Here is a 25387-nt window from a genome sequence, read left to right as displayed (position 1 = left end):
CGGGGCTCACGCCTGCCGTGGTCAGCCGTGCCGCAGGGCGTCCGTGCCGGGGACCCGGCCGTGGTGGCGGCGCCGGTCCACGGCCGTGCGGTGCAGCGCGATCAGCGCGGCGTCGTCACCCAGCCGGCCGCCCGCATGGGCGAGCAGATCGCGCCGCACATGGTGCATCAGCGCCTCGGGACTGTCGTCGGTCCAGTGCATCGCCCGCTCGGTGAGCGGATAGAACCGGCCGCGGGCGTCCCTGGCCTCCACCACGCCGTCGGTGTAGAGGAGCAGGGTGTCACCGGGCTCGAAGGAGAACACGTCCAGCGTGTGTTCGCTGTCGCTGTGCACCCCGAGCGGCGGTGACGGGTGCAGGCTCGGCACGGTGACGGCGTGGCCGGGGCTCAGCAGCAGCGGCGGCGGATGGCCGCAGCTGGTCATCACGGTGACCGGATCCCGGTCCGGGATCTCCACCAGCAGCGCGGTGGCGAACCGCTCGCCCTCCTCCTCCGGCGGTTCCATGTCCGCGGCGTACCGGGCGACGCTCTGCTCCAGGACGGCCGCCAGCTCCGCGAGCGGGATGTGCCGGTGCGCACTCTCCCGGAACGCCCCGAGCAGCAGGGCGGCCTCGCCGATCGCGGCCAGGCCCTTGCCGCGGACGTCGCCGATCAGGACGCGGACCGCGCCGTCGCACCGGGTGGCCGCGTACAGGTCGCCACCGATCTGCGCCTCCTCCTCGGCGGCCAGATACAGCGAGGCGATCCGCAGCGGGCCGATCTGCTCGGGCAGTGGCCACATCAGCACGTGCTGGGCGGCCTCCGCGACCGTGCGCACCTGGGCCAGCTGGGCCTGCCGCCGCTCCCGCAGGGCGCTGTAGACGACCAACAGCGCCGAGAGCACCGCGAGCGTGATGATCTGCACGACGTGGTTCGTGGTGCCGAGCCCGCCGTGGGTCACCCCGATGAGGATCTGAGCGGCCAGAGCGAGTCCCCCGATGGCCGCCGTGGTGCGCGGGCCGGCGATGGAGGGCGTCAGCGCGGGCGCGATCACCAGGGCCGGGCCGAGGTGGACGCTGTAGGGCGTCTGCATGTCCACCACCGTGATGACCAGGATGAGCGCGACCGGGAGCAACAGCAGCGGGTGTGCCGACTGCCACGGCTGCCGCGCGAGCGCCATGAGCCGGGGGTTCATGCCTACAGCGTGCTCCCGGGCCCGACGCGACGCACGTCACAGGGCAGGGAGCCGTACCAGGACCTCCTCCGCGCCCTCCCTCGCCCACGTCTCGACGCCGCCTCCACACACCGGTTCCCGCTGCCGGGCGACCGCCTGCCGAGCAGGGCCCGGCGGCTCGGGCGCTGCGATCCGCCGGGCGGCACGGCCGCTGCCCGCGTGCTGTTCCCGTGCGGCGGTGGTCCTCTGCCGAGCGCGGTCTTGGTGGCTTGGGTTGCCGGGAGCCGTCGGGTGGTGCGGGCGCTGTGGCGCCGGGAGCCGTCGGGCGCGTGTGCCGTTCCCGTTCCGTGGCGGTCCTCGTCGAGCGCGGTCCCGGCTGCCGGGGCGCCGCCAACCGCCGGGCGGTGCGCCGTGTCGGGGTGGTCGCGCCGGGTACCCGTAGCACCTCCGGGGCCGAACCGGCCGCCCTGGGGGCGCCGGGTGCCGTGAAGGAGAGGTCATGACACACAACGGGGAGGACACCGCACCCCTCCGGCGACCGGAGGTCACCGAACTCCGCCTCGCCCAGGACGGGCCGGAGCGGCCTGCCGCCTCCGCACCAGGACAGCCGGACCTGCCGCACGACCGCAGCCAGGCGATCCTCGAGGCCGCCAAGGAGATCGGCGCCCTCCTCAAACGCGCCGGCCACCCCTTCGCGCTCGCCGGGAGCGTCGCCGTCTACGCCCACGGAGGCAGCCGCTACCTCCAGCACGACGCCGACTTCTGCGTCCTGCCCGACGACGCCGAGACGGTCGCCGCCACACTGCGCGAGGCCGGCCTCGCCGTCCGCACGCCGCCCGAGGACTGGCTGCTGAAGACCACCTGCCGCGGGCAGAACGTCGACATCATCTTCGCCCTCGCGCACCAGCCCGTCACCAAGGACCTGCTGGAGCGCGCCCACGTGCTGCCGGTCGACTCGGTGCTGATGCCCGTCCTGTGTCCGACCGACCTGATCCGCAGCCTGCTCAGCGCCTTCTCCGAGCACTACTGCGACTTCGGTGCCGTACTGCCGGTCGCCCGGGCCGTCCGCGAGAAGGTCGACTGGGACGAGGTACGGGCGACCTGCGGCGACCAGCCCATGCCGGCCGCCTTCCTCTTCCTCCTCGAACGGCTGAACGTGATCGACCCCCAGGAGGGGCAGCCATGACCGACACGAGCCCGCCGCTCCCGCCGACGGCAGGCAACCTGGACTACCGCGTCGCCCACCTCGCCGAGCACCTGGCCGCCGGACCCCTCGGAGAACTGGGCGTACGACTGGAGATGCGCGGCGACGCCGTCCTGCTCACCGGCACCGTGCCGTCCGCCCAGTGCCGGGACGACATCTGCCACATGGCCCGCGAGGAACTGGCGGGGCACCCCGTCCACTGCGACCTGCTCGTCGCCGGGACCTCCTCGCCCGACCACGGAGAGGACCTGACATGATCCGCGTCGCGGCCGTCGGGGACATCCACATGGGCCCCGAGAGCCAGGGCACGCTGCGCCCCTCCTTCGAGACGCTGCCCGAGTCGGCCGACGTCCTCCTGCTCGCCGGCGACCTCACCCGGCACGGCACCCCCGAGGAGGCCGCGGTCGTCGCCCGGGAGATCAAGGACCTCGGTGTGCCCGTCGTCGCCGTCCTGGGCAACCACGACCACCACGACGAGCGGCCCGAGGAGGTCACCGCGATCCTCCGCGACGCCGGTGCCCACGTCCTGGAGGGGCAGGCCGTCGTCGTCGGCAGGGGTGGGACCCGGATCGGGGTCGCCGGGACCAAGGGCTTCGGCGGCGGATTCGTCGGACGCTGTGCCGGGGAGTTCGGTGAACCGCTCATGAAGGAGTTCGTCCGCTACAGCCGCCGGTGCGCCGACGGTCTGCACACCGCCCTGAAGGACCTGGCCGACCGGAACTGCGACGTGCGGATCGCCCTGACCCACTTCTCGCCCGTACCGGACACCCTGGCCGGGGAGCCGCCGGAGATCTACCCGTTCCTCGGCAGCTACCTGCTCGCGGAGGCGATCGACACCGGCGGCGCGGACCTCGCCGTGCACGGCCATGCGCACGCCGGCAGCGAGCACGGCATGACCAGCGGCGGCGTCCGCGTGCGGAACGTGGCCCAGCCGGTCATCGGCCAGGCCTTCCACGTGTACCACCTGCCGGGGGCCGAGCAGCACGCCCAGCCGTGACACCGCCGCCGACCGGGTACGGGTACCGGGTCCCCCGCATCCGTCAGGCGGCCGTGCCCAGCGCCTCGCGGCCGGTCACGTCGCCTTCCTTCGCGGCCACGGCCACCGGCACCAGGGCCCCGCGGCGCCGGACCAGCAGCCCCGCGCCGATCGAACCGGCGATCAGCAGACCACCGGCGACCAGGGCGCCGCGCGCACCGGCCCACTCCATGAGCAGGCCCAGCAGCGGCGGCCCACCGAGGCTCCACACCGTGCCGACGCTGCTCCACACCCCGAGCACCCGGCCGCGCATATGGGCGGGAGGGTCGGTCTGCAGGACCGCCGTGCCGGCGGTGTCGGAGACGGACTCCACCACGGCCATCGGCAGCACCAGCACCATCAGCACGGCGAGCGACGGCGACAGCCCGGCGACGGCCTGGAGGAGGGCCCCGGCCGCCGCGAGCAGACCCACGGTCCGCACGGAGGGCTTGCGCAGCCGGGCGCCGAGCACCGCACCGATGATGCCGCCGACCGCCAGCACCGTCGAGACGGTGCCGAAGGACCCGGCGCCGCCCGCGAGCGGTCCGGTGACGAGGACGGCGAGGGTGAGGCCGTAGTTGCGGCCGAAGACGGAGCTGATGCCGGTGATCCCGGCGAGGGCCATCAGACGGGGCCGGCGCACGAAGAACTTCAGCCCCTCCCGCACGCTCATCTCCGCGTGCTCCGGAGCGTGCGCCGGAGCGGCCGGTGCCGCCGCGGCCGCCGGCTCGCTCACGGACCCGTGTACGGGGCGCAGGAAAGGCACCACCGACGCCACGAACAGGAACGACAGCCCGTTGGCGGCGTACGCGGCGCCCGTACCGAGGAACCCGACGGTCACACCGGCGAGCGCGGTGCCGGCCAGCCGTCCCGCGCTGTGCACGAGGGCGCCCACACCGATCGCCGAGGGCACGTCCTCCCTCGGCACGAGATCGTTGCCGAGCAGCGCGCAGGCCGGGCCGTCGACGGTGGCAATGACGCCGGTCACGGCGGCCAGCACCAGCAGCGTCGGCATGTCGATCCGGTCCAGCGCCACCAGCAGCGCCGTGGTGAACGCGACCGCGCCGAGCAGCGCCTGGCTCACGGCGACCGTCAGCTTCCGGGGCCAGCGGTCCACGGCCGCGCCGCCCAGCAGGCTTACGAACAGCGCCGGCGCCGCCTGTACGGAGATCGACAGGCCGGTGGCCGCGGCGGAACCGGTGATGTGCAGCACGAGCAGGTTCTGCACGGTGAGCTGCATCCAGGTGCCGGCGTTGGAGACGAAGTTGGCGGCCGACCACCAGCGCATCCCGCGGTGCCGCAGGGAACGCCAGGGCGACCGCGAGGCGGGAGCGGAGTCGGACACGGACGAGGACAGGGCAGGAGCAGAGGACAAGGCGGGGTACTCGACAACCAGGGGGTGGGAGACGGACCGGCGGAACCCGTCGGGCCGGCTGCACTGCGCGGCCGGGCCATCCCCGGTCAGGGTCGCCGACCATGCTGGCAGACGGGAGGGGACAGGGGTCGCCCCACCGGCCGCCGAGCCGACGACGACAGCGTCAAAGGCCAGCGCTTCCAAGCCAGTTGGGCCGATCGTGGGCTTCCTCACAGGTGCCGGTCCGGCCGGGCTCGGGGCCTTGGTCACGCAGGCGTCAGCAGCCCGTGAAGTCCCGCGGAATAAGGCGCCTCATGTGTGACGAGCACCACGAACACCGCGCGACGCCGGACGACCCCGCTGCACCCGCGTCAGCAGCTCCCGTCCCTCCGCCTCGCCCGGCGGCCGTGGCGCGTTCTTCGTCACCGCGTCGGGGGCGGCCGTCGGCACCTTCCTGCTGCCGACGGGCCCGGACCGCTACGGCGCCCGGTTCGTGCTCCTCGTCGGCGCCGGCGTCCAGGCCGTCGGCGGACCGGTCTCCCAGTTCCTGGCCCCGGAGACCACGGACCGGGACCTGGCCGACGCGGCCCGTGAGCCGGGAGCTCGGCCCAGTGGGGCGGCAGTGTCGCCGTTGCCCCGGTCGGGCGGGCGCCCCTGAGGGGCGCGCGGCTGGGTCTGGGTGCGGCCGCGACGAGCGGCCGCACCCGGACCCGCGGACGCCGCACCGCGGATCCCGGCCCCCACGGCGGTCAGCGGTTGACGGCCCGCATCCCGGACTCGTCGTACCGCTCACCCGCCGCCTCCGGCAGCTCCGCGTCGATGCGGGAGAGGTCCTCCTTGGACAGCTCGACGTCGACCGCGACGGCGTTCTGCTCCAGGTAGGTGCGCCGCTTGGTGCCCGGGATCGGCACCAGGTTCTCGCCCTGGGCCAGCACCCAGGCGATGGCCAGCTGGGCCGGCGTCACGTCCTTCTCGGCGGCGATCTCCTTCACCTTCGCCGCCAGCCGCAGGTTCGCCTCCAGGTTGGCGTCCGTGAAACGCGGGTTGGCGCGGCGGAAGTCGTTCTCGTCGAGCTCGTCCGGCGAGGTGAAGCGGCCCGCGAGGAAGCCGCGGCCGAGCGGGGAGTACGGCACGAAACCGATGCCCAGCTCCCGGCACGCGGGCAGCACCTCGGCCTCCACGTCCCGCGTCCACAGCGAGTACTCGCTCTGCACCGCGGTGACCGGGTGCACGGCGTGCGCCCGCCGGATGGTCTCCGCGCTCGCCTCGCTCAGCCCGATGTACCGCACCTTGCCCTCGGCGACCAGCTCGCCCAGCGCGCCGACCGTCTCCTCGATGGGCACGTTCGGGTCGACCCGGTGCTGGTAGTACAGGTCGATGTGGTCGGTGCCCAGCCGCTCCAGCGAGCCGTGCACCGAGCTGCGCACATGCTCGGCCGAGCCGTCCTGCCGGCCGATCGTGCTCATGTCGCCGGGTACCGCGTCGTCCATGCGGTAGTTGAACTTGGTTGCGATCACGTACTCGTCGCGATGTCCCCGTATCGCCTCGCCCACCAGCGACTCGTTGGTCAGCGGGCCGTACACCTGGGCCGTGTCGAGGAAGTTGATGCCCAGTTCCAGGGCCCGCCGGATGGTCGCGACGCCCTCCTCCTGGTCGGCGGAGCCGTAGAAGGCGGACATGCCCATGCACCCGAGGCCGATGGCCGATACCTGGAGGTCCCGCAGACTGCGCTTCTGCATGTGTGTCCCAGCCTTTCCTGCACACGCGATCGTCGTCCGTACGGCACGAGGCCCTTCATCCATCTAGCGACGGATCGCGGCACCCGGCATCCCGTGGGGGAGGCCGGGCGCGGTACCCGCGTGCCGGACGTGTGTGACGCTACGAGTTGGAGCGCTCTCGAAGTCAAGGCACGCCTGGTCGGATCGTCACCGGGATCGCCGTGTCCGGTGCTGGAGCAGCCTTGTCCCGGAGGACGGATCCGAGGGGGTGGAGGTTCCCTCCCGGCCCTCGATTCCCTCCCCGCCCGCCTGTGGGTCTTCCCACACCCGCGCGTACCCGTAAGGGATCTTGACGCCCGTCTTCCGGCTCGCTGAACTGTCACCGATCGGGACGCCTGAAACGGGCGAACGCCGGAAAACGCCCCGCACGGTCTGACCACCGGAAGCGGGGTGAAAGGGGCGATGGACATGACGGGGGAGCCGAAGGCGTGCCGTGCCTCATGACGACTGACGGGCACGTCGACCGGTGGCGCTCGCGCCGCTGGTTACTCGCACGGCTCGTCCGGTTCACCGGGCGAACCCTGCGGGACGAGTGGCACGCCATCGTCGTCGACCCGGTCCGCTGCCTCACCCGGCGCGGACTGTCGGCGCTCCTGCTGGGTTTCGTCGCGGCGGTCGGCGTGGTCGTGTTCCACGACATCGCCCAGCACCCGTTCGGCGCGCTGTGGGTCCGGCGGCTCGGCGGCGTCACCGGGGACCTCCCGCTGTGGCTGTCGCTGCTGCGCACGCCCGTGTCGCTGTACGTCCCCGCGCTCGACCTGCCCGTGTGGGCGGGCCTCACCTCGCTGTTCCTCTCCTTCGCCCTCGCCGAACTGCTTCTGGGCCGGGCCCGGACCCTGGCGATCGCCTACGCCACCACCGTGGCCGGCACGCTCGCCGCCCGCGTGATGATCGCGCTGGGCCCCGGCTGGTGGGGCCTGGGACTGCCGCCCGCGTACGGCCATGTGCTCGACACCGGCCCCTCGGCGGCCGTCGTCGGCCTGTTCACGTACGTCGCGGTGGTCAGACGCGCACCCGTGGTGTTCACCATGACCGGCGGCTCGATGGTCTGGGAGTCCGTCGCCGTGCCGAACCTGGCCGGACGCGAGCACCTGATCGCGGTGGGCACGGCGCTCGTCCTCGGCCTCCTCCACGGCCGCCGCGCACGCCTACGGGCGTACGCACGGTCCCTCCTGCCGACCCGACACCGCGGCCGCGTCCTCACGGAGACTCGGCCCGGAGTCCGCGCGCCCGCCGAGTCCGGACACCACGGCCCGGTATTCGCAGACCCCCGCCCACGCGGCCGCGTGCCTGCGGAGGCCCGGCACGGTGGCCCGGCATCCGCGGAGTCCGAGCACGGCAGCCGCGTACCAGCGGAGGCCCGGCACGGTGGCCCCGCGTCCGCGGAGTCCGAGCACAGCGGCCGCGTATCCGCAGAGTCCGAGCACGGCGGCCGCGTGCCCGTCGAGGCCCGACACAGCGCCCCCGTGCCCGCGGAGCCCCGCCATGGCGCCCCCGTGCCCGCGGAGCCCCGCCATGGCGCCACCGCATCCGCAGAGTCCCAGCACAGCGGCCGCGTACCCGCGGAGTCCGAGCGCAGCGGCCCCGTGCCCGTCGAGGCCCGACACGGGCGGCCCCCGCCCTCCGGGCCGGCCGTGATCCCCGCGCCCGTGTCCGGGCCGGCCCGGGCCGTGGCCGCTCCGGTGCGGGCCGACCGCGCGCACGACGCGGCGATGACGTCCTCGGAACGTTGATCCCCCCGCCCGTGACTGTGGCGCCGGCCACCCCGCCGATGTGATGGTTTTCGCACGTCGACACGCGCGGGCACCCCCTAGGGTGTGCCGCGAGGTACGGCAGGGCGTGGCTGACACCATGGTGTTCGTCGCCGGCAGGGCAGCTGAAGGGAATCCAGGATGTTCCGCAAGGTGCTGGTAGCCAACCGTGGAGAGATCGCGATCCGCGCGTTCCGGGCGGGCTACGAACTCGGCGCGCGCACGGTCGCCGTGTTCCCGCACGAGGACCGCAACTCGCTGCACCGGCTGAAGGCCGACGAGGCGTACGAGATCGGAGAACCAGGGCACCCGGTGCGGGCGTATCTCTCCGTCGAGGAGATCGTGGCCGCTGCCCGCCGGGCCGGCGCCGACGCCGTCTACCCGGGCTACGGCTTCCTCTCCGAGAACCCCGAACTCGCCCGTGCCTGCGAGGAAGCCGGCATCACCTTCGTCGGCCCGAGCACGGCCACCCTGGAGCTGACCGGCAACAAGGCCCGCGCGGTCGCCGCCGCCCGTGCCGCCGGCGTGCCCGTGCTCGGCTCCTCCCAGCCCTCCACCGACGTGGACGAACTGGTGGGCGCCGCCGAGGAGATCGGCTTCCCGGTCTTCGTCAAGGCCGTGGCGGGCGGCGGCGGGCGCGGGATGCGCCGCGTCGAGGAACCCGCCCAGCTGCGCGAGTCCATCGAGGCCGCCTCGCGCGAGGCCGACGCCGCGTTCGGCGACCCGACCGTCTTCCTGGAGAAGGCCGTCGTCGACCCGCGCCACATCGAGGTGCAGATCCTCGCCGACGGCGAGGGCAACGTCATCCACCTCTACGAGCGCGACTGCTCGCTCCAGCGCCGCCACCAGAAGGTCATCGAGCTGGCCCCCGCGCCCAACCTCGACCCCGAGGTGCGCGCGCGGATCTGCGACGACGCCGTGCGCTTCGCCCGCGAGATCGGCTACCGCAACGCCGGCACCGTCGAGTTCCTCCTCGACCCCGACGGCAACCACGTCTTCATCGAGATGAACCCGCGCATCCAGGTCGAGCACACCGTGACGGAGGAAGTCACGGACGTGGACCTGGTCCAGGCCCAGCTGAGGATCGCCTCCGGCGAGACCCTCGCCGACCTCGGCCTCGCCCAGGACACCATTACCCTGCGCGGCGCCGCCCTCCAGTGCCGTATCACCACCGAGGACCCCGCCAACGGCTTCCGTCCGGACACCGGCCGGATCAGCGCCTACCGCTCCCCGGGCGGCTCCGGCATCCGCCTGGACGGCGGAACCACCCACGCCGGTACGGAGATCAGCGCGCACTTCGATTCGATGCTGGTCAAACTCACCTGCCGGGGCCGGGACTTCAAGGCGGCCGTCGGCCGTGCGCGCCGTGCCGTGGCCGAGTTCCGCATCCGCGGCGTGGCCACCAACATCCCGTTCCTGCAGGCCGTCCTGGACGACCCCGACTTCCAGGCGGGCCGGGTCACCACCTCCTTCATCGAGCAGCGCCCGCACCTGCTCACCGCCCGCTCCTCCGCGGACCGCGGCACCAAGCTGCTCACCTACCTCGCGGACGTGACGGTCAACAAGCCGCACGGCGAGCGTCCCGACCTGCTCGACCCGGTCACCAAGCTGCCCCCGCTGCCGGCCGGCGAGCCGCCCGCCGGCTCCCGCCAGCGGCTGGTCGACCTCGGCCCGGAGGGCTTCGCCCGTCACCTGCGCGAGTCGCCGACCATCGGCGTCACCGACACCACCTTCCGCGACGCCCACCAGTCCCTGCTCGCCACCCGCGTGCGCACCAAGGACCTCCTGGCCGTTGCCCCGGTTGTCGCCCGTACCCTGCCCGAGCTGCTCTCCCTGGAGTGCTGGGGCGGCGCCACCTACGACGTGGCGCTGCGCTTCCTCGCCGAGGACCCCTGGGAGCGGCTGGCCGCCCTGCGCGAGGCGGTGCCCAACATCTGTCTGCAGATGCTGCTGCGCGGCCGCAACACCGTCGGCTACACCCCGTACCCGACCGAGGTCACCGACGCCTTCGTGCAGGAGGCCGCCGCCACCGGAATCGACATCTTCCGCATCTTCGACGCCCTCAACGACGTCGGCCAGATGCGTCCCGCCATCGAGGCCGTACGCGAGACCGGGACCGCGATCGCCGAGGTCGCCCTCTGCTACACCGCCGACCTGAACGACCCCGCCGAGCGGCTCTACACCCTCGACTACTACCTGCGCCTCGCCGAGCAGATCGTCGAGGCCGGCGCGCACGTCCTCGCGATCAAGGACATGGCCGGTCTGCTGCGCGCCCCGGCCGCCGCCAAGCTCGTCTCGGCACTGCGCCGGGAGTTCGACCTGCCCGTGCACCTGCACACGCACGACACGGCTGGCGGGCAGCTCGCCACCTACCTCGCCGCCATCCAGGCGGGCGCCGACGCGGTGGACGGCGCGGTGGCATCGATGGCCGGTACGACGTCCCAGCCGTCGCTGTCGGCGCTGGTCGCCGCCACGGACCACTCCGACCGTCCCACCGGCCTCGACCTCGGGGCCGTGGGTGACCTGGAGCCGTACTGGGAGGGCGTGCGGAAGATCTACGCGCCGTTCGAGGCGGGGCTCGCCTCCCCGACCGGCCGGGTCTACCACCACGAGATCCCCGGCGGCCAGCTCTCCAACCTGCGCACCCAGGCCGTCGCCCTCGGCCTCGGCGACCGCTTCGAGGACATCGAGGCCATGTACGCCGCCGCCGACCGCATCCTCGGCCGCCTGGTCAAGGTCACCCCGTCCTCCAAGGTGGTCGGCGATCTCGCCCTGCACCTGGTCGGCGCGGGGGTCTCCCCGAAGGACTTCGAGGAGACGCCCGACAGGTTCGACATCCCGGACTCGGTCATCGGCTTCCTGCGCGGCGAGCTGGGCACCCCGCCCGGCGGCTGGCCCGAGCCGTTCCGCACCAAGGCGCTGCAGGGCCGGGCCGCGGCCAAGCCCGTGCCCGAGCTGTCCGCCGAGGACCGCGAGGGCCTGGCCAAGGACCGCCGTGCCACGCTCAACCGGCTGCTGTTCCCCGGTCCCACGCGGGAGTTCGAGACGCACCGGCAGGCCTTCGGCGACACCAGCGTCCTGGACAGCAAGGCGTTCTTCTACGGCCTGCGCCCGGCCAAGGAGTACGCCGTCGACCTGGAGCCCGGCGTCCGGTTGCTGATCGAGCTGCAGGCCGTCGGTGAGGCCGACGAGCGCGGTATGCGCACCGTGATGTCCACGCTCAACGGCCAGCTGCGCCCGATCCAGGTCCGCGACCGCGCCGCGGCCTCGGACGTGCCGGTGACGGAGAAGGCGGACCGGGCCAACCCCGGCCATGTGGCGGCGCCGTTCGCCGGTGTGGTGACCCTGGCGGTGGCCGAGGGCGACGAGGTCGCGGCCGGTGCCACCGTCGCCACGATCGAGGCGATGAAGATGGAGGCCACCATCACCGCGCCGAAGGCGGGCCGGGTGTCCCGGCTGGCCATCAACAGGATTCAGCAGGTGGAGGGGGGCGACCTGCTGGTCGAGCTCGCCTGAGCCGGGGCCGCACGGCACCAACGACGAGGCCCCGTGGTACCGGAAGGTGCCACGGGGCCGACGTCGAGGGCGAGGAGAGCGAAGGGACTGGCGTCGAATCTCATTGCAAGAGAAGGAGAAGGAAGCCCCTTCATGGCCTCGCCGCCGCCTACGCTAGCAGTCACTCCGGGATCAGGTCGCGCAGATTTTCCGGGGTGACGATCAGGGAGTCCGGGTGCAGTCCCTCCGGCCGTTGCAGGCCGAGGTAGGTGACCGGGCCGTCCGGCACCGCCGCCGTACCGTCCCACTCGGTCACGGTCGCGCCGCGCTCGGCCAGCAGCCCGGCGAGGTAGCCCACCGTGAGGTACTCCCGCTCGACGACGCCGCGCAGCAGTGTCGCCACCGACACCTGGTTGCCCTCGACCCGGTTGGCCGCCGGGTGTCCCTTGAGGTACAGGTGCAGCCACTTCGCGCGCCACCGGCCGTCGGCGCCGCGCAGGAACGCCAGCGGCAGCGCGACCCTGCCGGGCCCGCGCAGCTCCGACCTCATCCGCACCGTGCGCGGCTCGAAGGGGCGGCCGGCCTGCTCGGACTCGCGCAGCATGAACCCGAAGAAGGACTCCTCGACCTCCTCGAAGCCCTCCCCGGCATAGATGTTGACCTGCGGGACGATGAACGTGCCGCGCACGGCGCCCAGCCGCAGGTTGATGAACTCCGAGGCGCCGTCGGGTGCTTCGGTGATGTCGCCGGAGTGTTCGCCCTCGACGTCGGACAGGGCCGTCCAGGACAGCCAGGTGACCGTCTCGTAGCCGGCGTCGAGCAGCAGCGCCGACAGGTCGTAGTCGGTGCGCAGGCTGGTCTGCTTCCAGTACACGAAGAAGCGCAGCAGTTCGCCGTCGACGGGGGAGAGGGAGCCGCGCGGCAGCACGCCCAGGCCGGAGGCGGTCGCCTTGCCGCTGAGCGGGAGGGCCACATCGCGCATGTCCGGGTCCACCAGCAGCCGGTCCACCACCGGGAGCCGGCTGCCGATCTCGTCGTCGAGCACCGCGGTCAGCCGCTCGCGCTCCGGCGCCGGCAGGGGCGGTCGGGTGTCGTCGGTGACGCTGGCGCGGCCCCGCCGGCCCACGAACACCCGGCGGCCCTCACCTGACCCGGCACGGTTGTGCAGGTGCTCGCGCACCGACAGCAGCACCCGGCCGGACACCTCCGGGGCGGCCTTCTCGGCCGCGGCGACGACGGTGTCGCGTTCCTCCTGGGTGCGGGCCGTGCGCAGCAGCCGGTCCAGGGAACGGAACAGTTTGCCCGGCGCGGACCGCAGCAGCCGTACCGCCCCGGTGACGTCCCCGGCACCGAGCAGCTCCTCGACGCGGCCCTCGAAGGACGGCGCCCGCTGCTCACCGCGCGCGACGGCGAACACCTCGGCGGCGTGCGGCCACCGCGGGTGCTCGTGCGGGTGCAGCCGTTCCCCCAGACGCTTGAACGCCTCCCGGTGGGCCGAGACGTCCGCCAGTTTCGCGGGGGAGGCGGCGACGACGGAGTCCAGCCCCGCGAGCAGCGCACGCCGTACCGGCCTCGACAGCGCCCGGAACCGGGTGGGCTCCTGAAGGGTCACGTCACCGCCGGACAGCGCGCAGGCCAGGCGGAGCACGTCGGTGACGGTGTCCAGCAGCAGGCCGGCGCCCGCCCGCAGCCGTGCCCGGTTGACGACGGCCCGGTTCTCGCGCACGGGGACCGCCTCCGGCTGCGGCCCGGCCACGCATGCCCCGGCGAGCACCTCCAGGTCGCCGAGGCCCTCCTCGCCCAGCGGGGTGCTGCTCCCGGCCAGGGCCAGGTACAGCGCGGTGACCTCGTCGGCCGGCGGACCGCCGAGCTCCAGCACGGTCAGGCGGTCGCCCGCCGCCGGGATCAGCTCGTCGTGCCGGGCGAGCATCTCGGCGTAGGTGTGCTGGTAGCGGCCGTAGGACGGCAGGGTCAGCAGGTTCACCACCCCGCTGATCAGCTGCTTCAGCGTGCCCTCGCGGGTGGAGCCGTCGGCGAGCGCCCTGTCGATGCACCGCGCCCAGAACTCGACGGTGCCGGGGACGTTCGCCGGGAAGTCGGCGAAGTAGACATTGTGCTCGACATGGTCGCCGACCAGCTCACGCACCGTTGCCAGGGTGCGGACGGCGGTGTCGACGACGACACCCTCGGCCAGCGACGACAGGTGCACGAGGGCGGCCGCGGAGAGCTTGAAGCCCACCGACATCAGGGCGGCGTCGAACTGCCGCGCCGCCACTTCGCCGTGACCGGCGGGTCCGGTGGGGGCGGGGATGCGATGGGTGTGCCGAACGACCAGCTGTTCGAGGGTGTCGCGCATTGCGGCATGATCGCAGAGGCGTACGGGCCACCGCACCGAAATTCGGCCCGCCCGGGGGACGTACGCTTCCCCGGCGGGATCAGTCCCAGAGCGGGTAGGTCATGACCTGCTTGAAGGCGTCCGGCCGGGTATCGGCGTAGGTGAGGCTCATCCGTGTGTAGTGCTGCACGGACGGGTGCTTCTTCCATGCCTTGGGGTCGTCGAGACGGACGGTCACCCGGTAGCCGTGGAAGTGACCGGCCGCGCAGTACGGCTTGCAGTCGTTGACCCAGTTCACACCCGTGGCCGTCGCCCCGTCCGGGCTCCACTGTGTCCAGTGGAGCCCCATGAGGCGGCTGTTGCCGTCGCCGCAGGCCAGGATGAAGTCGGCCGGCCGGACGTTCTGGCGCCAGGTGCAGTCGACGAGAACCGGGCGCGGGGGGTCGGCCTTGTGGGGCGGGGTCGGCGGACTCGCCGAAGCCGTCGTCATGGCCGCCGTCAGCAGGGCGCCCGCCGCAAGGACGGCCGCCGTTCCCCTCACTGATCCGCGCATGGCCGCTCCCACCCGTCGTGCTGTGTCCGACCGCGTGCACCCGACGCTACGACCGTACGGCCGATTGCACCAGTCGCGCAGGTCGGGCCGCGTGTCAGCCGTCTTCGGCGGTGTTCAGCCGTGGGTGACGGTCAGGCCGTAGAACGCCACGCGGGCGCCGTTCGTGGTGCTGTCCGAGGAGGACTGGTTGTAGGAGCCGGCCTTGAAGTACTGCCTGTACGGCTGGAACGACGACGGGATGCCGTAGTGGGTGGTGGTGCCGTTGACGGTCAGGTCGATGGTGTCGCCGCCGGACACGGCGATGGTGTAGCTCCAGGTCCTGCCGACGGGCACGTGTCCCACGCCGTGCGGGGTCTGCCCGCCGGACGGTGAGTTCTCCGTGCCGAGGACGATGTCGCCGTTCGCGCGGTAGTACAGCTCCAGCAGCGGCTTGGTGGAGGAGCCGCCGCTGCCGAGGTGGATCTGCCCGACGCACACGTTCTCCGTCACGGACACCACCCGCAGGGTCGCGCTCATCCGGTGCGAGCCGGACAGGGCCCAGTCGGCGGCGCTGCCGTCGCGGTTCATCTCGCGCAGCTCGGAGCGGGCGTAGTTCGAGTTCGGCGTCGTCACGCCCTTCTCGGGCGCCCAGAAGGTCATCGCCCCGTCGCGGGTGTCGGTGTAGAAGTACGCGTCCTGGTAACCGCTCGCGCCCTGGAGCCGGGACGACGGGATGGTGGTCGGGTGGCCGGGGGAGCCGACCGGCTCCTGCAGCTCCCAGACCGACAGGTCGAAGTTGCCTCCGGGCGCGACATGCGGGTCGGCGGCGCTCGCGCCGGGGCCGGCGAGCAGGGTCAGGGCGAGGGCGAGGCCCGCGGTGATCGGCACCGCGCTGAGCCGGGAGCGGGTCATGTGGGGGGTCCCTTCTTCGGACCGGGTGTCGGACCGTGGCGGACCGCCGGATGCGTTCAGTATGATGAACGCTGAACGCATCCTTGGCCATCGGTGACCCGAGAAGCTAGAGGTCTGAACCAGACCCGTCAAGGGGTCAGCAGGCGCCCTCGTCCTGCCACGGCCCCCACTCCGAGGCGCCGGGCACCTCGTTCTGGGTCCACCACTTGGCCTTCCAGTTGTGGTGGTTGTACGAGACCTCGTTCCCCTGCGTGTACACCGCCGCCGAACTCCACGCCGGCTTGCAGGAGGTCGGGGTCGGGGTGGGGGTCGGTGTCGGTGTGGTGGTGGGCGGGGTGGCGCCGGCGAACCTCACCGAGTACGTGGCGAAGTCCCAGGGGTTCTGGGGGACGCTGGAGCAGGTGCCGGACGTACGGCCCCCGTTGTCGGGCGGGCTGCACTGCCGGTCGCGGTTCAGCGACCAGAACGTGAACCGGTCCATGTTGTGGCTCGTGGCGTAGTCCAGCACGGTCTGGAAGTCCGCCTGGGTGAAGTACTCGCCCGTGTCGCTGCGGCCGTTCATGCCGGAGAAGCCCTCGTGGGCGTACGCGGTCGCCTGGTCCCAGCCGAAGGTCGACTGCAGGATCGAGTTGAAGTTGGTCAGCGCGCTGGTCTGGCTCGCCGCCCCGTTGAAGCCGCCGTCGAACGGCATGATGGAGAAGTTGTTCGGGGTGAACCCCTGCGACTTGGCCTCCAGCAGCATCTGCTTGCCGAACCAGCCGGTGCCGTCCGCGGTGCCGGCCGTGGTCACGGATACGTACAGGCCCGGGTTGTTCTGCTGGAGGATCCTGGCCGCGCCGATCTCGTTCTTGATGGCCGCCGTGTTCTCGTACTCCGGCTCCTCCAGGTCGAAGTCGATGGCGTGCAGCCCGTACTTGCTGATGACCTGCTGGTAGGCCGCCGCCGTGGACGCCGCGTCGGAGCAGGCCTGGCCGAGCTTCGTGCCGCCGTAGCCGCCGATGGAGACCGACACGTCGCCGCCCTTGGCGCGGATCGTGCTGATCATCGACTGCACGGCCGTGTCCGAGGACACGGAGGCGGTGCCGCCCCAGGTCGGCGAGCAGCCACCGCCGTTGGGGGCGAGGACGAAGGCCAGCTGGAAGGCCTTGAGGCCGCTCGCGTCCATGATGGCGGCCGGGTCCGGCGGGTCGTTGTCCAGCGGCATCAGATACGGGGCGGCGGCGTACCAGCGGTTGCTCAGCGCGGTGGTGGCACCCGAGGCGGTGTTCGCGACGAGTGCGGTGGTGCCCGCGGCGGCGAGCGTGACGGCCGCCGCCGCGCTCAGACATGCCCGAAGAGGTCTCACTGCGTGCCTCCAGAGGGTGGGGGTGGGGAGGTCCCCGAACCGGGGAGCCCCACCCTCCGGGAGCTGTTGCGGTCACGTCAATGAGTTGGACTAGACCAACGCACGCTTTGGACTAGACCATACGATTCCTTTACCTCCCTTCGACCAGTCGCACACGGAAGGCCCGGTCCAGCGGCAGACTCGGTGTGGTGATCGTCGTGACACGTGTGGCCGGATCGAACGACCAGGCCGAGGCGGGCAGTTGGCGGCCGTCCAGGAGGACCCGGGCGGGTGCCGGGCCACCGTGCACGGTGAACCGGTAGCCACGGGCGTCCACCTTGCCGGCGTACTCACCCCTGCTCGCGCCCACCGAGACGGTCGTCCCCCGGCCGTCGGCGCGCACGGACACCTGCCGGGTGGCGGCCGCACCCCTGGTGAAGGCGCGGGTCACCCCGTCGTCCTCGTACAGGGTGTAGCGGCTCGTGCCGTGGGCCGCCGGATACAGGTCCCAGTCCAGCTCGTGCCGGTCCCGGGTCTGCCAACTCGTCGTTCCCTTCGGCCACATCGGCACGACCGCGCCCTCGCGCACGAACAACGGGAGCGTGTCGAGCGGGGCGTGGTAGCCGTTGACCGTCGTCGGGCCCTGGTAGGTGCGGCCGGTCCAGTAGTCGGTCCAGGTGCCCTTCGGCAGATGGATGCCGTCGCGGGTGTCGGAGTCCTGGTACACCGGGGCGACGAGGAAGTCCGGGCCGGACAGGAACTCGTACTTCGCCCGGTCCCCGAGGGTGTCCGGGTCGTCCGGGTACTCCAGCCACAGCGGACGCACGGCACCCACACCCGTCTTCGCCGCCTCGGCGGCCAGGGTGTACATGTACGGCAGCAGCCGCTCCTTGAGCTGCAGGTACTTGCGGTTGACGGAGGTGTACGGCTCGCCGTCCCGCCAGGGCTGCTGGTCGGCGGGCTTGCCGGTGGTGAGGTCACTCGCCCAGCCGTCCATGGTCATGATGGCCGGCAGGAACGCCTTCCACTGCAGGTCACGGGCGTACATCTTGGCGTCGTGGCGGTAGATGCTGCCCACGTCACCGGTGTTGTAGGAGATGCCCGACATGGTCGCGCCGGCGTACGTCGGGATCTGCCAGCGGATGTAGTCCCAGGACAGCTTCTGGTCGCCGCTCCACAGCACCCCGCAGCGCTGGGCGCCCGCCCAGGACACCGGAAGCCAGACGAAACCGCGTGCGTCGCTGTTGTCCTCGATGCCCTTCTTCGCGGCGTCGCACGCGTCCAGGGCGAACTTGTAGCCGTTGCCGACCCAGGCCACGTCCAGCTTGGCCACCCGCTGGCCCGCCTTGACCTGATCGGCCAGCTTGCCGATCCCGTCCTGGGTCCACAGGCCGAGCTCGGCGTGGTGGTCCTGCAGGCCCTTGGCGGTCTGCTCCAGGTTCTCGTACCCGCAGCCGTAGCCGTCGTTGACCAGCATCCAGCCGAGCGGCATCTGGTTCTGGGTGTACCCGTCGGCGATCTTCAACGCGTCCAGGGTGTGCCGCTCGCCCCGGTTGGCGTTGTGCAGATAGCAGTCCGAGTCGCCGGGTTCGAGCCCGTACACCGGGGGCATGAACGGCTTGCCGACCAACGCCGTGTAGGCGCCGATCACCTGCTTGGCGTCGCCGAGGAAGTAGTAGGCGTCCAGGCGCCGTTCCTGCTGGCCGGTGGTCACGGGCTGCCCGAAGGTGTAGACGCCCGGTGCGAAGGTGTTGCGGAAGACGCCGTAGCCCGCGCTGGAGAGGTAGAACGGCTGGGAGTTGTTGTAGCCGCCCTCGTCCCAGTCGAAGCTGTTGGACACGTACATCGTCCGCCCGCGGTGCGAGAGGCTGCCGTTCTGCTCGCCGCCGCCGAAGAACTGCTCGTCCGCGCCGCGGACGAGGCTCTGCCGCATGCCGCCGGTCGACCAGCGCAGCGGCTTGTCCTCCTGCCAGATCCGGGTGCGGTTGTCCGGCCTGTACAACCCGAAGCGCAGGGGGCTCTTGTACACGCGCAGGACGGCCCGCGGGGAGCGGATGCCGTAGTAGTCGCCCGCGTCGAAGGACGAGGTGTGCCGCTCCGGGGCGGGCTGCCCGCGCACGATGGCGGTGCCCGCCGGATCGCTCAGCGAGCCGGACGGGTCCGCCTGCAGCCGTAGCTGCCCCTGCGCCAGGAAGTCGGCCCGCGCGGTGAGCTGACCGGCCCTGACGGTGTAGCTGCCCCGGCCGCCGGAGAAGGAGGTGAGGTCACCGGCGTCCGTGGTGGCGGGCAGGTAGGCGGTGCCCGTGAAGGAGTTGTCGTGCACGTCGTACGGCACGACCAGTACGTGGTAAGTCCCCGAGGCCCGTGGGATCACCGTGGCCTCCGGGTCGGCGGTGCCCGCGCTGGACGCCACCTGCTTGCCGTGGTCGTCGTACACGTACAGGTCGAAGTCGTCGGAGGGCTTCTCCCACCTGACCGACAGCGGGACGCCGCCCTCCGGATTGTCGTCCCAGTAGCCGTCGGGCACCGAGACCGTCACGTCGAAGCGGTCGCAGACCTTGTTGTCCGGGTCGGTCGCGGCGTCCGGGCAGCTCTCGGTGCCCCCGCCGGTGCCCTTGGCGTAGACCGGGCTCTGCCAGCTGACGCTGCTGTGAGCGGGGTCGAGTACGGCCCCGGTGGCGGCGGCCCGGGCGGGTGCCGGGGCGACGAGCCCGGTTCCCGCCAGGGCGACCGCCAGGCCCAGCGGTACCCAGGCCGGCCACGGCACACGGTGACGCAGTCTTCGCGGTCTTTGCACGGCGGAACAGCTCCCCTCGCAGCACTGCGGACTGAGTGTCTTGCTGTGCGTGCACTTGCTCGGAAGCGCTCGAAATGAGCGTCAATCGAGCAACTTCAAGCAGGAAGCCTCGGGCTTGACGCAGGTTCATGTCAAGAGCGCGGACCCGTGACCCGGCCGGACGCGGGCCCCGGCGGAGCTTCGTGTACCGGGGGTTCACCACAGCCCCGCCGAGGAATGTTTTATGGCTGAGGAATCCCTTTACAAAGGGTTGTCCCCGATGTCCGCAGACCCGTGGCGGATCATCCGTCGCCTGGGGCACCCTTGACAGTGTGCGTACTGTTTCGCGACGTTTGAGCAGTCGCGCACGGAGGGGATTCGGCGCACACCGGTACCAATGGCAGGACGCGCCCGGCGCGTCATGGGGGGAGCGGTCGCCCATGCGATCCATGAGCCATGATCCACACGCCTCACCGGCCTGTGCCGCCTCGGGCACACCGCTCGCGAAAGCTGCGGAAGGGCGGTCGAACTGAGGTGGAGATCACCATCCACAGACCCGGCGAGCTGACGCCCGAGCTGCGCGGGGCCTGGCACCGCGCGATGGACGAGTCACCCGAGTACGCCAACCCCTTCCTCGCACCGGAGTTCGCGATCGGCGTCGGCCGGTACCGCAGCGGTGCGCGGGTGGCGGTCCTGCACGAGCACGGGGAGCCGGCCGGGTTCTTCCCGTACGAGCGGGGCCCGCTCGGCACCGGACGGGCCATCGGGCTCGGACTGTCCGACTGCCAGGCGCTCGTGCACCGGCCCGGGGTCACCTGGGACGCCGGGCAGCTGCTGCGGGCCTGCCGGCTCAGCATCTTCGAATTCGACCATCTCGTCCAGGAACAGCGGCCGTTCGCGCCGCACGTCACCGGGACCTTCGCCTCCCCGGTGATCGACGTGAAGCCCGGCGACGGCGACTACCCGGAATGGCTGCGCGCCACCTATCCGGGCCTGGCCAAGACGACCCTCAAGAAGGAGCGGCGGCTCGGCCGGGACATCGGCGAGGTGCGGTTCGTCTTCGACGAGCGCGACCCGCGGGCGCTGCGCACCCTCATGCGGTGGAAGTCCGCGCAGTACCGCAGGACCGGCCGCATGGACCGGTTCTCCCGGCCGTGGATCGTGGGCCTGGTCGACCACCTCTTCCAGGTGCGCGAGGAGCACTGCACCGGAGTGCTGTCCGTGCTGTACGCGGGCGACCGGCCGGTCGCGGCCCACTTCGGCCCCCGGTCGAGCACGGTGCTGGCCGCCTGGTTCACCGCCTACGACCCCGAACTGCATTACTACTCACCGGGGTTGATGATGCACCTGAGGACCGCCGAGGCGGCCGCCCGGCACGGCGTGACGCTTGTGGACCTCGGGCGCGGCGACAAGGAGTACAAGGACTGGCTGAAGACCCGTGAACTGCGGGTCGCCGAGGGCTTCGCGGCCCGCGCGCACCCGGTGGCGCTGGCCCAGCGGCTGTGGCGCAGGCCGGTGCGCGGTCTGCGCAACACGGTGCTGGCCCATCCCGGGCTGCGTGATCCGGCCGACCGGCTGCTGAAGACGGCCGGCCGGCTGCGCACCCAGAGCACGGCGGCTTCCGCGGCCGCCGCGAAGAGCGGGCCTCCGGAGCGGTAATTACTGGCAGGTTCTCGTCAAGATTGTCTCAAGTGCGGGACGCTCTCGTGCCCGCGTGGTCGGGTCTCCTGCGTCAGCAGTACCGCTGCACCCGGGAGGTCCTTGGTGTCCCTGCCAACCCACAGAAGACGGTGGCTGGCCGTCTGCGCGCTCACCGCGTCCGCCGCGCTCCTCGCGATACCCCCGTCCGCCGCCTCCGGACGGGGCGTCAGCCCCTTCGGAGGCGGCACGCTCGGCCAACTCGCCAAGGCGCGCGAGCAGTCGGTGGGCACCGCCTCGCCGCGGGTGGCGGCGGATGACGACGACGGCAACGAGGCGGACGAGATAGCCGAGGGCGCGGACCAGTACGCCGAGGCCCGCACCTCACCGGGTGTCGTGTCACCGGGTGCGTACGGCGCCGCCTGGCACGATCTCACCAACCTCAGGAGGACCGGCGGCCGTTGGCACCACATCACCGGTCTGCCGTACGACTCCGACGACCCCCGCTACCGCGACATCGACTCCAACTCCAGCGGCGGCAGCGGAAACGTCACCGGCCGGACGGCGGCGCTCGCCGCCGACGACGACGGTTACGTCTACGCGGGCAGCGCCGGCGGCGGGGTGTGGCGCTCGCGCACCGGCGGTGGCCACTGGCAGCCCATCAGCGACCGGCTGCCCGCCCAGTCCACCGGCGCCCTCGCCCTCGACGGCTCGGGCCGGCTGTGGCTGGGCACGGGCGAGGCCACCACCAACGCCGACGCCTATCTCGGCAGCGGCGTCTACGTCCTCGCCCACCCGCACCGCGGCACCTTCTCCACCCGTAGCAGGGTCGGCGGTGACGAGCTGGAGAGCACCACCATCCACGAGCTGCGCTTCGGCGGCGACAAGGTCTGGGCGGCCACCAGCGAAGGCGTGTGGAGCCACTCCACGAAGAAGCTGAGCGGGCCCTGGAAGCTGGAGTTCGCACCCAACCCCGACTTCCTGCCCGGCGGTTCCGAGGCCCACGACCCGGGCGCCCCGTACAAGAACATCGCCAACGACATCGCCATCGACCCCAAGGACCCGTCCAAGGTGGTCCTCGCCGTCGGCTGGCGCAGCGGCGACGACTACAACGGTTTCTACACCAGGACGGGTGGCACCTGGACCCGGATCACCGGCGGCCTCGGCGACCTCCCGGCCGATGCCGACAACGTCGGCAACGTCACCTTCGCCCGCTCCGCCGACGGCTCCCGCTACTACGCCATCGACCAGTCCCCGGAGCAGCTGAACACCAACCCGGACAGCGGCCTGGAGGGCATCTACGTCTCCACGTCCGGCTCGCCGAACGGCCCCTGGACGAAGATCGCCGACTACAAGGGCCTGGCCGCCGACAACTCGGCGCTGACCACGGCCGGTTACATGCCGGGCGTGCAGGCCTGGTACAACCAGTTCCTCGCCGTGGACCCGGCGGACCCGCAGCACGTGTACGCGGGCCTGGAGGAGGTCTACGAGACCAAGGACGGCGGCGGCAACTGGTCCACCGTCGGCCCGTACTGGAACTTCACCTTCCCCTGCTGGAGCATCGACCCGGCCAAGCAGACCGGCGACTGCAACCCGACCACCCACTCCGACCAGCACGGCGTCGCGATCGGCCGCTACCACGGCAAGAGCTTCGTCTACGTCGGCAACGACGGCGGCGTCTACAAGCGCCCGGTGAACGGCGCGCAGGACGCCTCGGGGCACGCCACCGACTGGACCTCACTGAACGACGGCACCATCGACACCCTGCAGTACTACTCCGTCGGCATCGGCAAGGACCTCGACCACGGCGGCCTGTCCGTCACCGGCGGTCTGCAGGACAACGGCCAGTCCATCCTGCGCGCCAACGACAAGGTCATGGGCTCCGACTTCGGCGGCGACGGCGGCGACACCCTCACCGACCCCGCCAACGGGTGCGACATCGCCCAGGAGTACGTCTACCTCGCCGTCCAGGTCACGCAGAACTGCGCGGTGAACGACGGAAGCTGGACCAAGGACCCGAGCAAGGCCACCTCGTACGCGGTCGCCCCGCCCGACAGCGCCACCAGTGAGGCCCGCTTCATCGCCCCGCTCGCCGCGGACATGAAGGACGGCAACACGTGGGTCGCCGGCGGCCGGCACATCTGGGTGCAGACCCACGGGTACGCCATCCGCAGCGGCACGCAGTGGACCAGCGTCCACGACTTCGGCGCCGGCCGGGTCGCGACCGCCGTCGCCGCCTCCGGCGGGAAGATCTACGCCGCCTGGTGCGGCCCCTGCAACAACCAGGGCTTCGCCCGCGGCATCGCCGTCGGCAACGCGGACGGCACCGGCTGGCACGACATCAGCCTGCCCGCCGACGGCACGGTGCCCAACCGCTACCTCAGCGGCTTCGCCGTCGACCCGAAGAACGCCGACCACGTCTTCCTCGCCGTCAACGGCTTCTCCCGGCACTGGACCGAGGGCCCCGGCGCCGGCGTCGGCCACGTCTTCGAGTCCACCGACGGCGGCACCACCTGGAAGGACATCTCGGCCGACCTGCCCGACGTGCCCACCGACTCCGCGCTGGTGACGGCGGACGGCGGCCTCGCCGTCGCCACCGACCTCGGAGTCGTCTACCGGGCCCCGGGCCGCCCCACCTGGCAGCGGATCGGCAGCCTCCCGGCCGTCGCCGTGCTCCAGCTCAAGGCGAGCCCGGACGGCGGCACGCTCTACGCCGCCACGCACGGCCGCGGGATCTACACCGTCAAGGTGTGCGACCTGCGCTGACCGCCCCGCTGCACACGAGGGGTGACCCCCGGAGCTCCGGGGCTCACCCCTCCTGCGCGTACGGCACCACGCTCACGTCCAGCGTGAGGACCGGGCGTGCCGCGCCCGCCACGTCCGGCGCCCTGGCCGCCGCGGTGATCTCCGCCGTGCCGCCCCGGGTGCCCGCGCAGCGCAGGGTGGCGTGCCCGGTGCCGTCGGCGTCCACCCGCCAGCCGGACGCCACCACGAGCGCGGGCGCCGAACTCAGCACGCCCGTCCACCGTTTGTCGTCCAGGCGCGGCCGCAGCACGAGGGTCACCACCGTCCCGGGGCGCACGCACAGCCGGCGCCGGACCGGGTCGCCGGGGGCGACGGAGACGTCCGCACGCCCGGCGACGCAGCGCCCCGAGGACCCGGAGGGCGTGCCCGTCCCGCCGGGGGACTCCGGGCCGTGCGGGGCCTTGGAGGCGGCGGACGGCCCGGACGCGCCGGTACCGGAACCCGCTCCCCGCCCCGTCGGCGCCCCGCACCCCGCCAGTACGACGAGCGCGGCGATCGCACATCCACCGGCCCACCACCGCATGCCAGTACCTCCCGGCCTCCCGAGTACGCCTTCCAGGATGCCTCAGCCGCCGCGCACCGCCCGTCCGACCTCCGTGCGCAGCGTCACGAAGGCGGGCAGGCTCCTCGTGGTGAGCTGGTCCCGTTCGCCGGGCAGGCCGACCGGCAGGTCCCGGACGACGCGGGAGCCGGGGCCGGGGGAGAGGACGACGACGCGGTCGCCGACGTACACGCTCTCGTCGATGTCGTGGGTGACGAAGACGATGGTGGTGTCGTTCGTGCGATGGACCTCCAGCAGCAGGTCCTCCAGGTCCTCGCGGGTGCCCGCGTCCAGCGACCCGAACGGCTCGTCCATCAGCAGCAGCGAGGGCCGGCAGACCAGGGCGCGGGCGAGGGCGACGCGCTGCTGCATGCCGCCGGACAGCTCGCGCGGATGGCGCCGGGCGGCCCCGTGCAGGCCGACGCGTTCGAGGATCGTCTCGGCCTCGGCCCGGCGGGCGGCGCGTCCGAGGCCTTGGCGGCGCAGGGGCAGGGCCACGTTGTCGCGGACCGTGAGCCAGGGCAGTAGCGAGCGGCCGTACTCCTGGAAGACGACCGCGAGCCGTTCCGGTACGCCGGCCACCGGTGTGCCGTCGATCGTGATCGTGCCCTCCTGCGCGGGCAGCAGTCCTGCGATGCTGCGCAGCAGCGTGGACTTGCCGCAGCCGGAGGGCCCCACCACGCTGAGGAGCTGCCCGTCGGGCACGGTGAGACTGATGCCGTCCAGGACGTGCTGGTCGCCGAAGTGCCGGCTGACGGAGTCGAGGCGCAGCATC

16 protein-coding genes and 1 pseudogene are annotated in these 25387 nt (G+C 72.3%); 7 read left to right on the top strand and 10 right to left on the bottom strand.

Going from position 1 to position 25387, the window contains the following annotated elements; genetic code table 11:
- Positions 1–21: 21 nt before the first annotated feature.
- Positions 22–1173: a PP2C family protein-serine/threonine phosphatase gene (locus tag ACZ7HQ_RS12860; protein WP_470987903.1), complete on the bottom strand. Its 1152-nt coding sequence runs from the start codon at positions 1171–1173 to the stop codon at positions 22–24.
- A gap of 478 nt (positions 1174–1651) precedes the next feature.
- Here ACZ7HQ_RS12860 and ACZ7HQ_RS12855 point away from each other — a divergent pair, with 478 nt between their 5' ends.
- Genes ACZ7HQ_RS12855 through ACZ7HQ_RS12845 form a run of 3 tightly spaced genes read left to right on the top strand, consistent with a single transcriptional unit; the run spans position 1652 to position 3353 of the window.
- The gene (locus ACZ7HQ_RS12855) at positions 1652–2338 is read left to right on the top strand and encodes a nucleotidyltransferase family protein (RefSeq protein ID WP_470987901.1); all 687 of its coding nucleotides are present in this window, start codon (positions 1652–1654) and stop codon (positions 2336–2338) included.
- A complete protein-coding gene (locus tag ACZ7HQ_RS12850) occupies positions 2335–2613 on the top strand; it encodes a BON domain-containing protein (RefSeq protein WP_470987899.1) in 279 nt (92 codons plus the stop codon). The genes ACZ7HQ_RS12855 and ACZ7HQ_RS12850 overlap by 4 nt, the downstream gene beginning before the upstream one ends.
- The gene (locus ACZ7HQ_RS12845) at positions 2610–3353 is read left to right on the top strand and encodes a metallophosphoesterase family protein (protein ID WP_470987896.1); all 744 of its coding nucleotides are present in this window, start codon (positions 2610–2612) and stop codon (positions 3351–3353) included. The genes ACZ7HQ_RS12850 and ACZ7HQ_RS12845 overlap by 4 nt, the downstream gene beginning before the upstream one ends.
- A 43-nt stretch (positions 3354–3396) precedes the next feature.
- Here the strand turns inward: ACZ7HQ_RS12845 and ACZ7HQ_RS12840 are convergent, their stop codons facing one another.
- Together ACZ7HQ_RS12840 and ACZ7HQ_RS12835 are read right to left on the bottom strand one after the other, a co-directional pair.
- Positions 3397–4659: an MFS transporter gene (locus ACZ7HQ_RS12840; protein WP_470988922.1), complete on the bottom strand. Its 1263-nt coding sequence runs from the start codon at positions 4657–4659 to the stop codon at positions 3397–3399.
- A gap of 815 nt (positions 4660–5474) precedes the next feature.
- Positions 5475–6464: an aldo/keto reductase gene (locus ACZ7HQ_RS12835; protein WP_470987893.1), complete on the bottom strand. Its 990-nt coding sequence runs from the start codon at positions 6462–6464 to the stop codon at positions 5475–5477.
- A 479-nt stretch (positions 6465–6943) separates the two neighbouring features.
- On the opposite strand from ACZ7HQ_RS12835, the gene ACZ7HQ_RS12830 reads away from it, so the two are divergent.
- Together ACZ7HQ_RS12830 and ACZ7HQ_RS12825 are read left to right on the top strand one after the other, a co-directional pair.
- Complete coding sequence (locus ACZ7HQ_RS12830) at positions 6944–8236, top strand: hypothetical protein (protein WP_470987891.1); 1293 nt, start codon at positions 6944–6946, stop codon at positions 8234–8236.
- A 159-nt stretch (positions 8237–8395) separates the two neighbouring features.
- Complete coding sequence (locus ACZ7HQ_RS12825; protein ID WP_470987889.1) at positions 8396–11770, top strand: pyruvate carboxylase; 3375 nt, start codon at positions 8396–8398, stop codon at positions 11768–11770.
- Positions 11771–11930: 160 nt separating this feature from the next.
- Here ACZ7HQ_RS12825 and ACZ7HQ_RS12820 read toward each other — a convergent pair whose 3' ends face one another.
- The 5 genes and pseudogenes from ACZ7HQ_RS12820 to ACZ7HQ_RS12800 form a co-directional block, all read right to left on the bottom strand.
- Entirely contained in the window at positions 11931–14105 is a 2175-nt protein-coding gene (locus ACZ7HQ_RS12820; protein WP_470987887.1) for a hypothetical protein, read from the bottom strand.
- A gap of 79 nt (positions 14106–14184) precedes the next feature.
- Entirely contained in the window at positions 14185–14637 is a 453-nt protein-coding gene (locus tag ACZ7HQ_RS12815; protein ID WP_470987885.1) for a hypothetical protein, read from the bottom strand.
- A gap of 114 nt (positions 14638–14751) precedes the next feature.
- Complete coding sequence (locus tag ACZ7HQ_RS12810; RefSeq protein WP_470987882.1) at positions 14752–15528, bottom strand: polysaccharide lyase family 7 protein; 777 nt, start codon at positions 15526–15528, stop codon at positions 14752–14754.
- Positions 15529–15664: 136 nt separating this feature from the next.
- Positions 15665–16873 (bottom strand): chitinase, encoded by a 1209-nt coding sequence (locus ACZ7HQ_RS12805; protein WP_470987881.1) that lies wholly within the window; start codon positions 16871–16873, stop codon positions 15665–15667.
- Positions 16874–17018: 145 nt separating this feature from the next.
- Positions 17019–19175 (bottom strand): annotated as a pseudogene (locus ACZ7HQ_RS12800) (glycoside hydrolase family 31 protein); the annotation flags it as partial.
- 987 nt (positions 19176–20162) lie between these two features.
- Between ACZ7HQ_RS12800 and ACZ7HQ_RS12795 the strand changes: the two are divergent.
- Together ACZ7HQ_RS12795 and ACZ7HQ_RS12790 are read left to right on the top strand one after the other, a co-directional pair.
- Complete coding sequence (locus ACZ7HQ_RS12795; RefSeq protein ID WP_470987878.1) at positions 20163–21287, top strand: GNAT family N-acetyltransferase; 1125 nt, start codon at positions 20163–20165, stop codon at positions 21285–21287.
- 105 nt (positions 21288–21392) lie between these two features.
- The gene (locus ACZ7HQ_RS12790) at positions 21393–24032 is read left to right on the top strand and encodes a WD40/YVTN/BNR-like repeat-containing protein (RefSeq protein ID WP_470987875.1); all 2640 of its coding nucleotides are present in this window, start codon (positions 21393–21395) and stop codon (positions 24030–24032) included.
- Between the two features lie 43 nt (positions 24033–24075).
- Here ACZ7HQ_RS12790 and ACZ7HQ_RS12785 read toward each other — a convergent pair whose 3' ends face one another.
- Positions 24076–24594 carry a hypothetical protein gene (locus ACZ7HQ_RS12785; RefSeq protein WP_470987872.1) on the bottom strand — a complete coding sequence of 173 codons (519 nt, stop codon included), beginning with the start codon at positions 24592–24594 and terminating at the stop codon, positions 24076–24078.
- A gap of 42 nt (positions 24595–24636) precedes the next feature.
- Positions 24637–25386 (bottom strand): ABC transporter ATP-binding protein, encoded by a 750-nt coding sequence (locus tag ACZ7HQ_RS12780; RefSeq protein WP_470987869.1) that lies wholly within the window; start codon positions 25384–25386, stop codon positions 24637–24639.
- Position 25387: the final 1 nt, after the last annotated feature.

The organism is Streptomyces sp. NPDC037290 (assembly GCF_055603245.1).
This window is presented reverse-complemented; position numbering and strand designations above follow the sequence as displayed.

Excerpts from the sequence above, each read along its gene's own strand:
- ACZ7HQ_RS12860 (WP_470987903.1), bottom strand. The coding sequence starts at position 1,173 with ATGAACCCCCGGCTCATGGCGCTCGCGCGGCAGCCGTGGCAGTCGGCA.
- ACZ7HQ_RS12855 (WP_470987901.1), top strand. The coding sequence starts at position 1,652 with ATGACACACAACGGGGAGGACACCGCACCCCTCCGGCGACCGGAGGTC.
- ACZ7HQ_RS12850 (WP_470987899.1), top strand. The coding sequence starts at position 2,335 with ATGACCGACACGAGCCCGCCGCTCCCGCCGACGGCAGGCAACCTGGAC.
- ACZ7HQ_RS12845 (WP_470987896.1), top strand. The coding sequence starts at position 2,610 with ATGATCCGCGTCGCGGCCGTCGGGGACATCCACATGGGCCCCGAGAGC.
- ACZ7HQ_RS12840 (WP_470988922.1), bottom strand. The coding sequence starts at position 4,659 with ATGCGCTGGTGGTCGGCCGCCAACTTCGTCTCCAACGCCGGCACCTGG.
- ACZ7HQ_RS12835 (WP_470987893.1), bottom strand. The coding sequence starts at position 6,464 with ATGCAGAAGCGCAGTCTGCGGGACCTCCAGGTATCGGCCATCGGCCTC.
- ACZ7HQ_RS12830 (WP_470987891.1), top strand. The coding sequence starts at position 6,944 with ATGACGACTGACGGGCACGTCGACCGGTGGCGCTCGCGCCGCTGGTTA.
- ACZ7HQ_RS12825 (WP_470987889.1), top strand. The coding sequence starts at position 8,396 with ATGTTCCGCAAGGTGCTGGTAGCCAACCGTGGAGAGATCGCGATCCGC.
- ACZ7HQ_RS12820 (WP_470987887.1), bottom strand. The coding sequence starts at position 14,105 with ATGCGCGACACCCTCGAACAGCTGGTCGTTCGGCACACCCATCGCATC.
- ACZ7HQ_RS12815 (WP_470987885.1), bottom strand. The coding sequence starts at position 14,637 with ATGCGCGGATCAGTGAGGGGAACGGCGGCCGTCCTTGCGGCGGGCGCC.
- ACZ7HQ_RS12810 (WP_470987882.1), bottom strand. The coding sequence starts at position 15,528 with ATGACCCGCTCCCGGCTCAGCGCGGTGCCGATCACCGCGGGCCTCGCC.
- ACZ7HQ_RS12785 (WP_470987872.1), bottom strand. The coding sequence starts at position 24,594 with ATGCGGTGGTGGGCCGGTGGATGTGCGATCGCCGCGCTCGTCGTACTG.
- ACZ7HQ_RS12780 (WP_470987869.1), bottom strand. The coding sequence starts at position 25,386 with ATGCTGCGCCTCGACTCCGTCAGCCGGCACTTCGGCGACCAGCACGTC.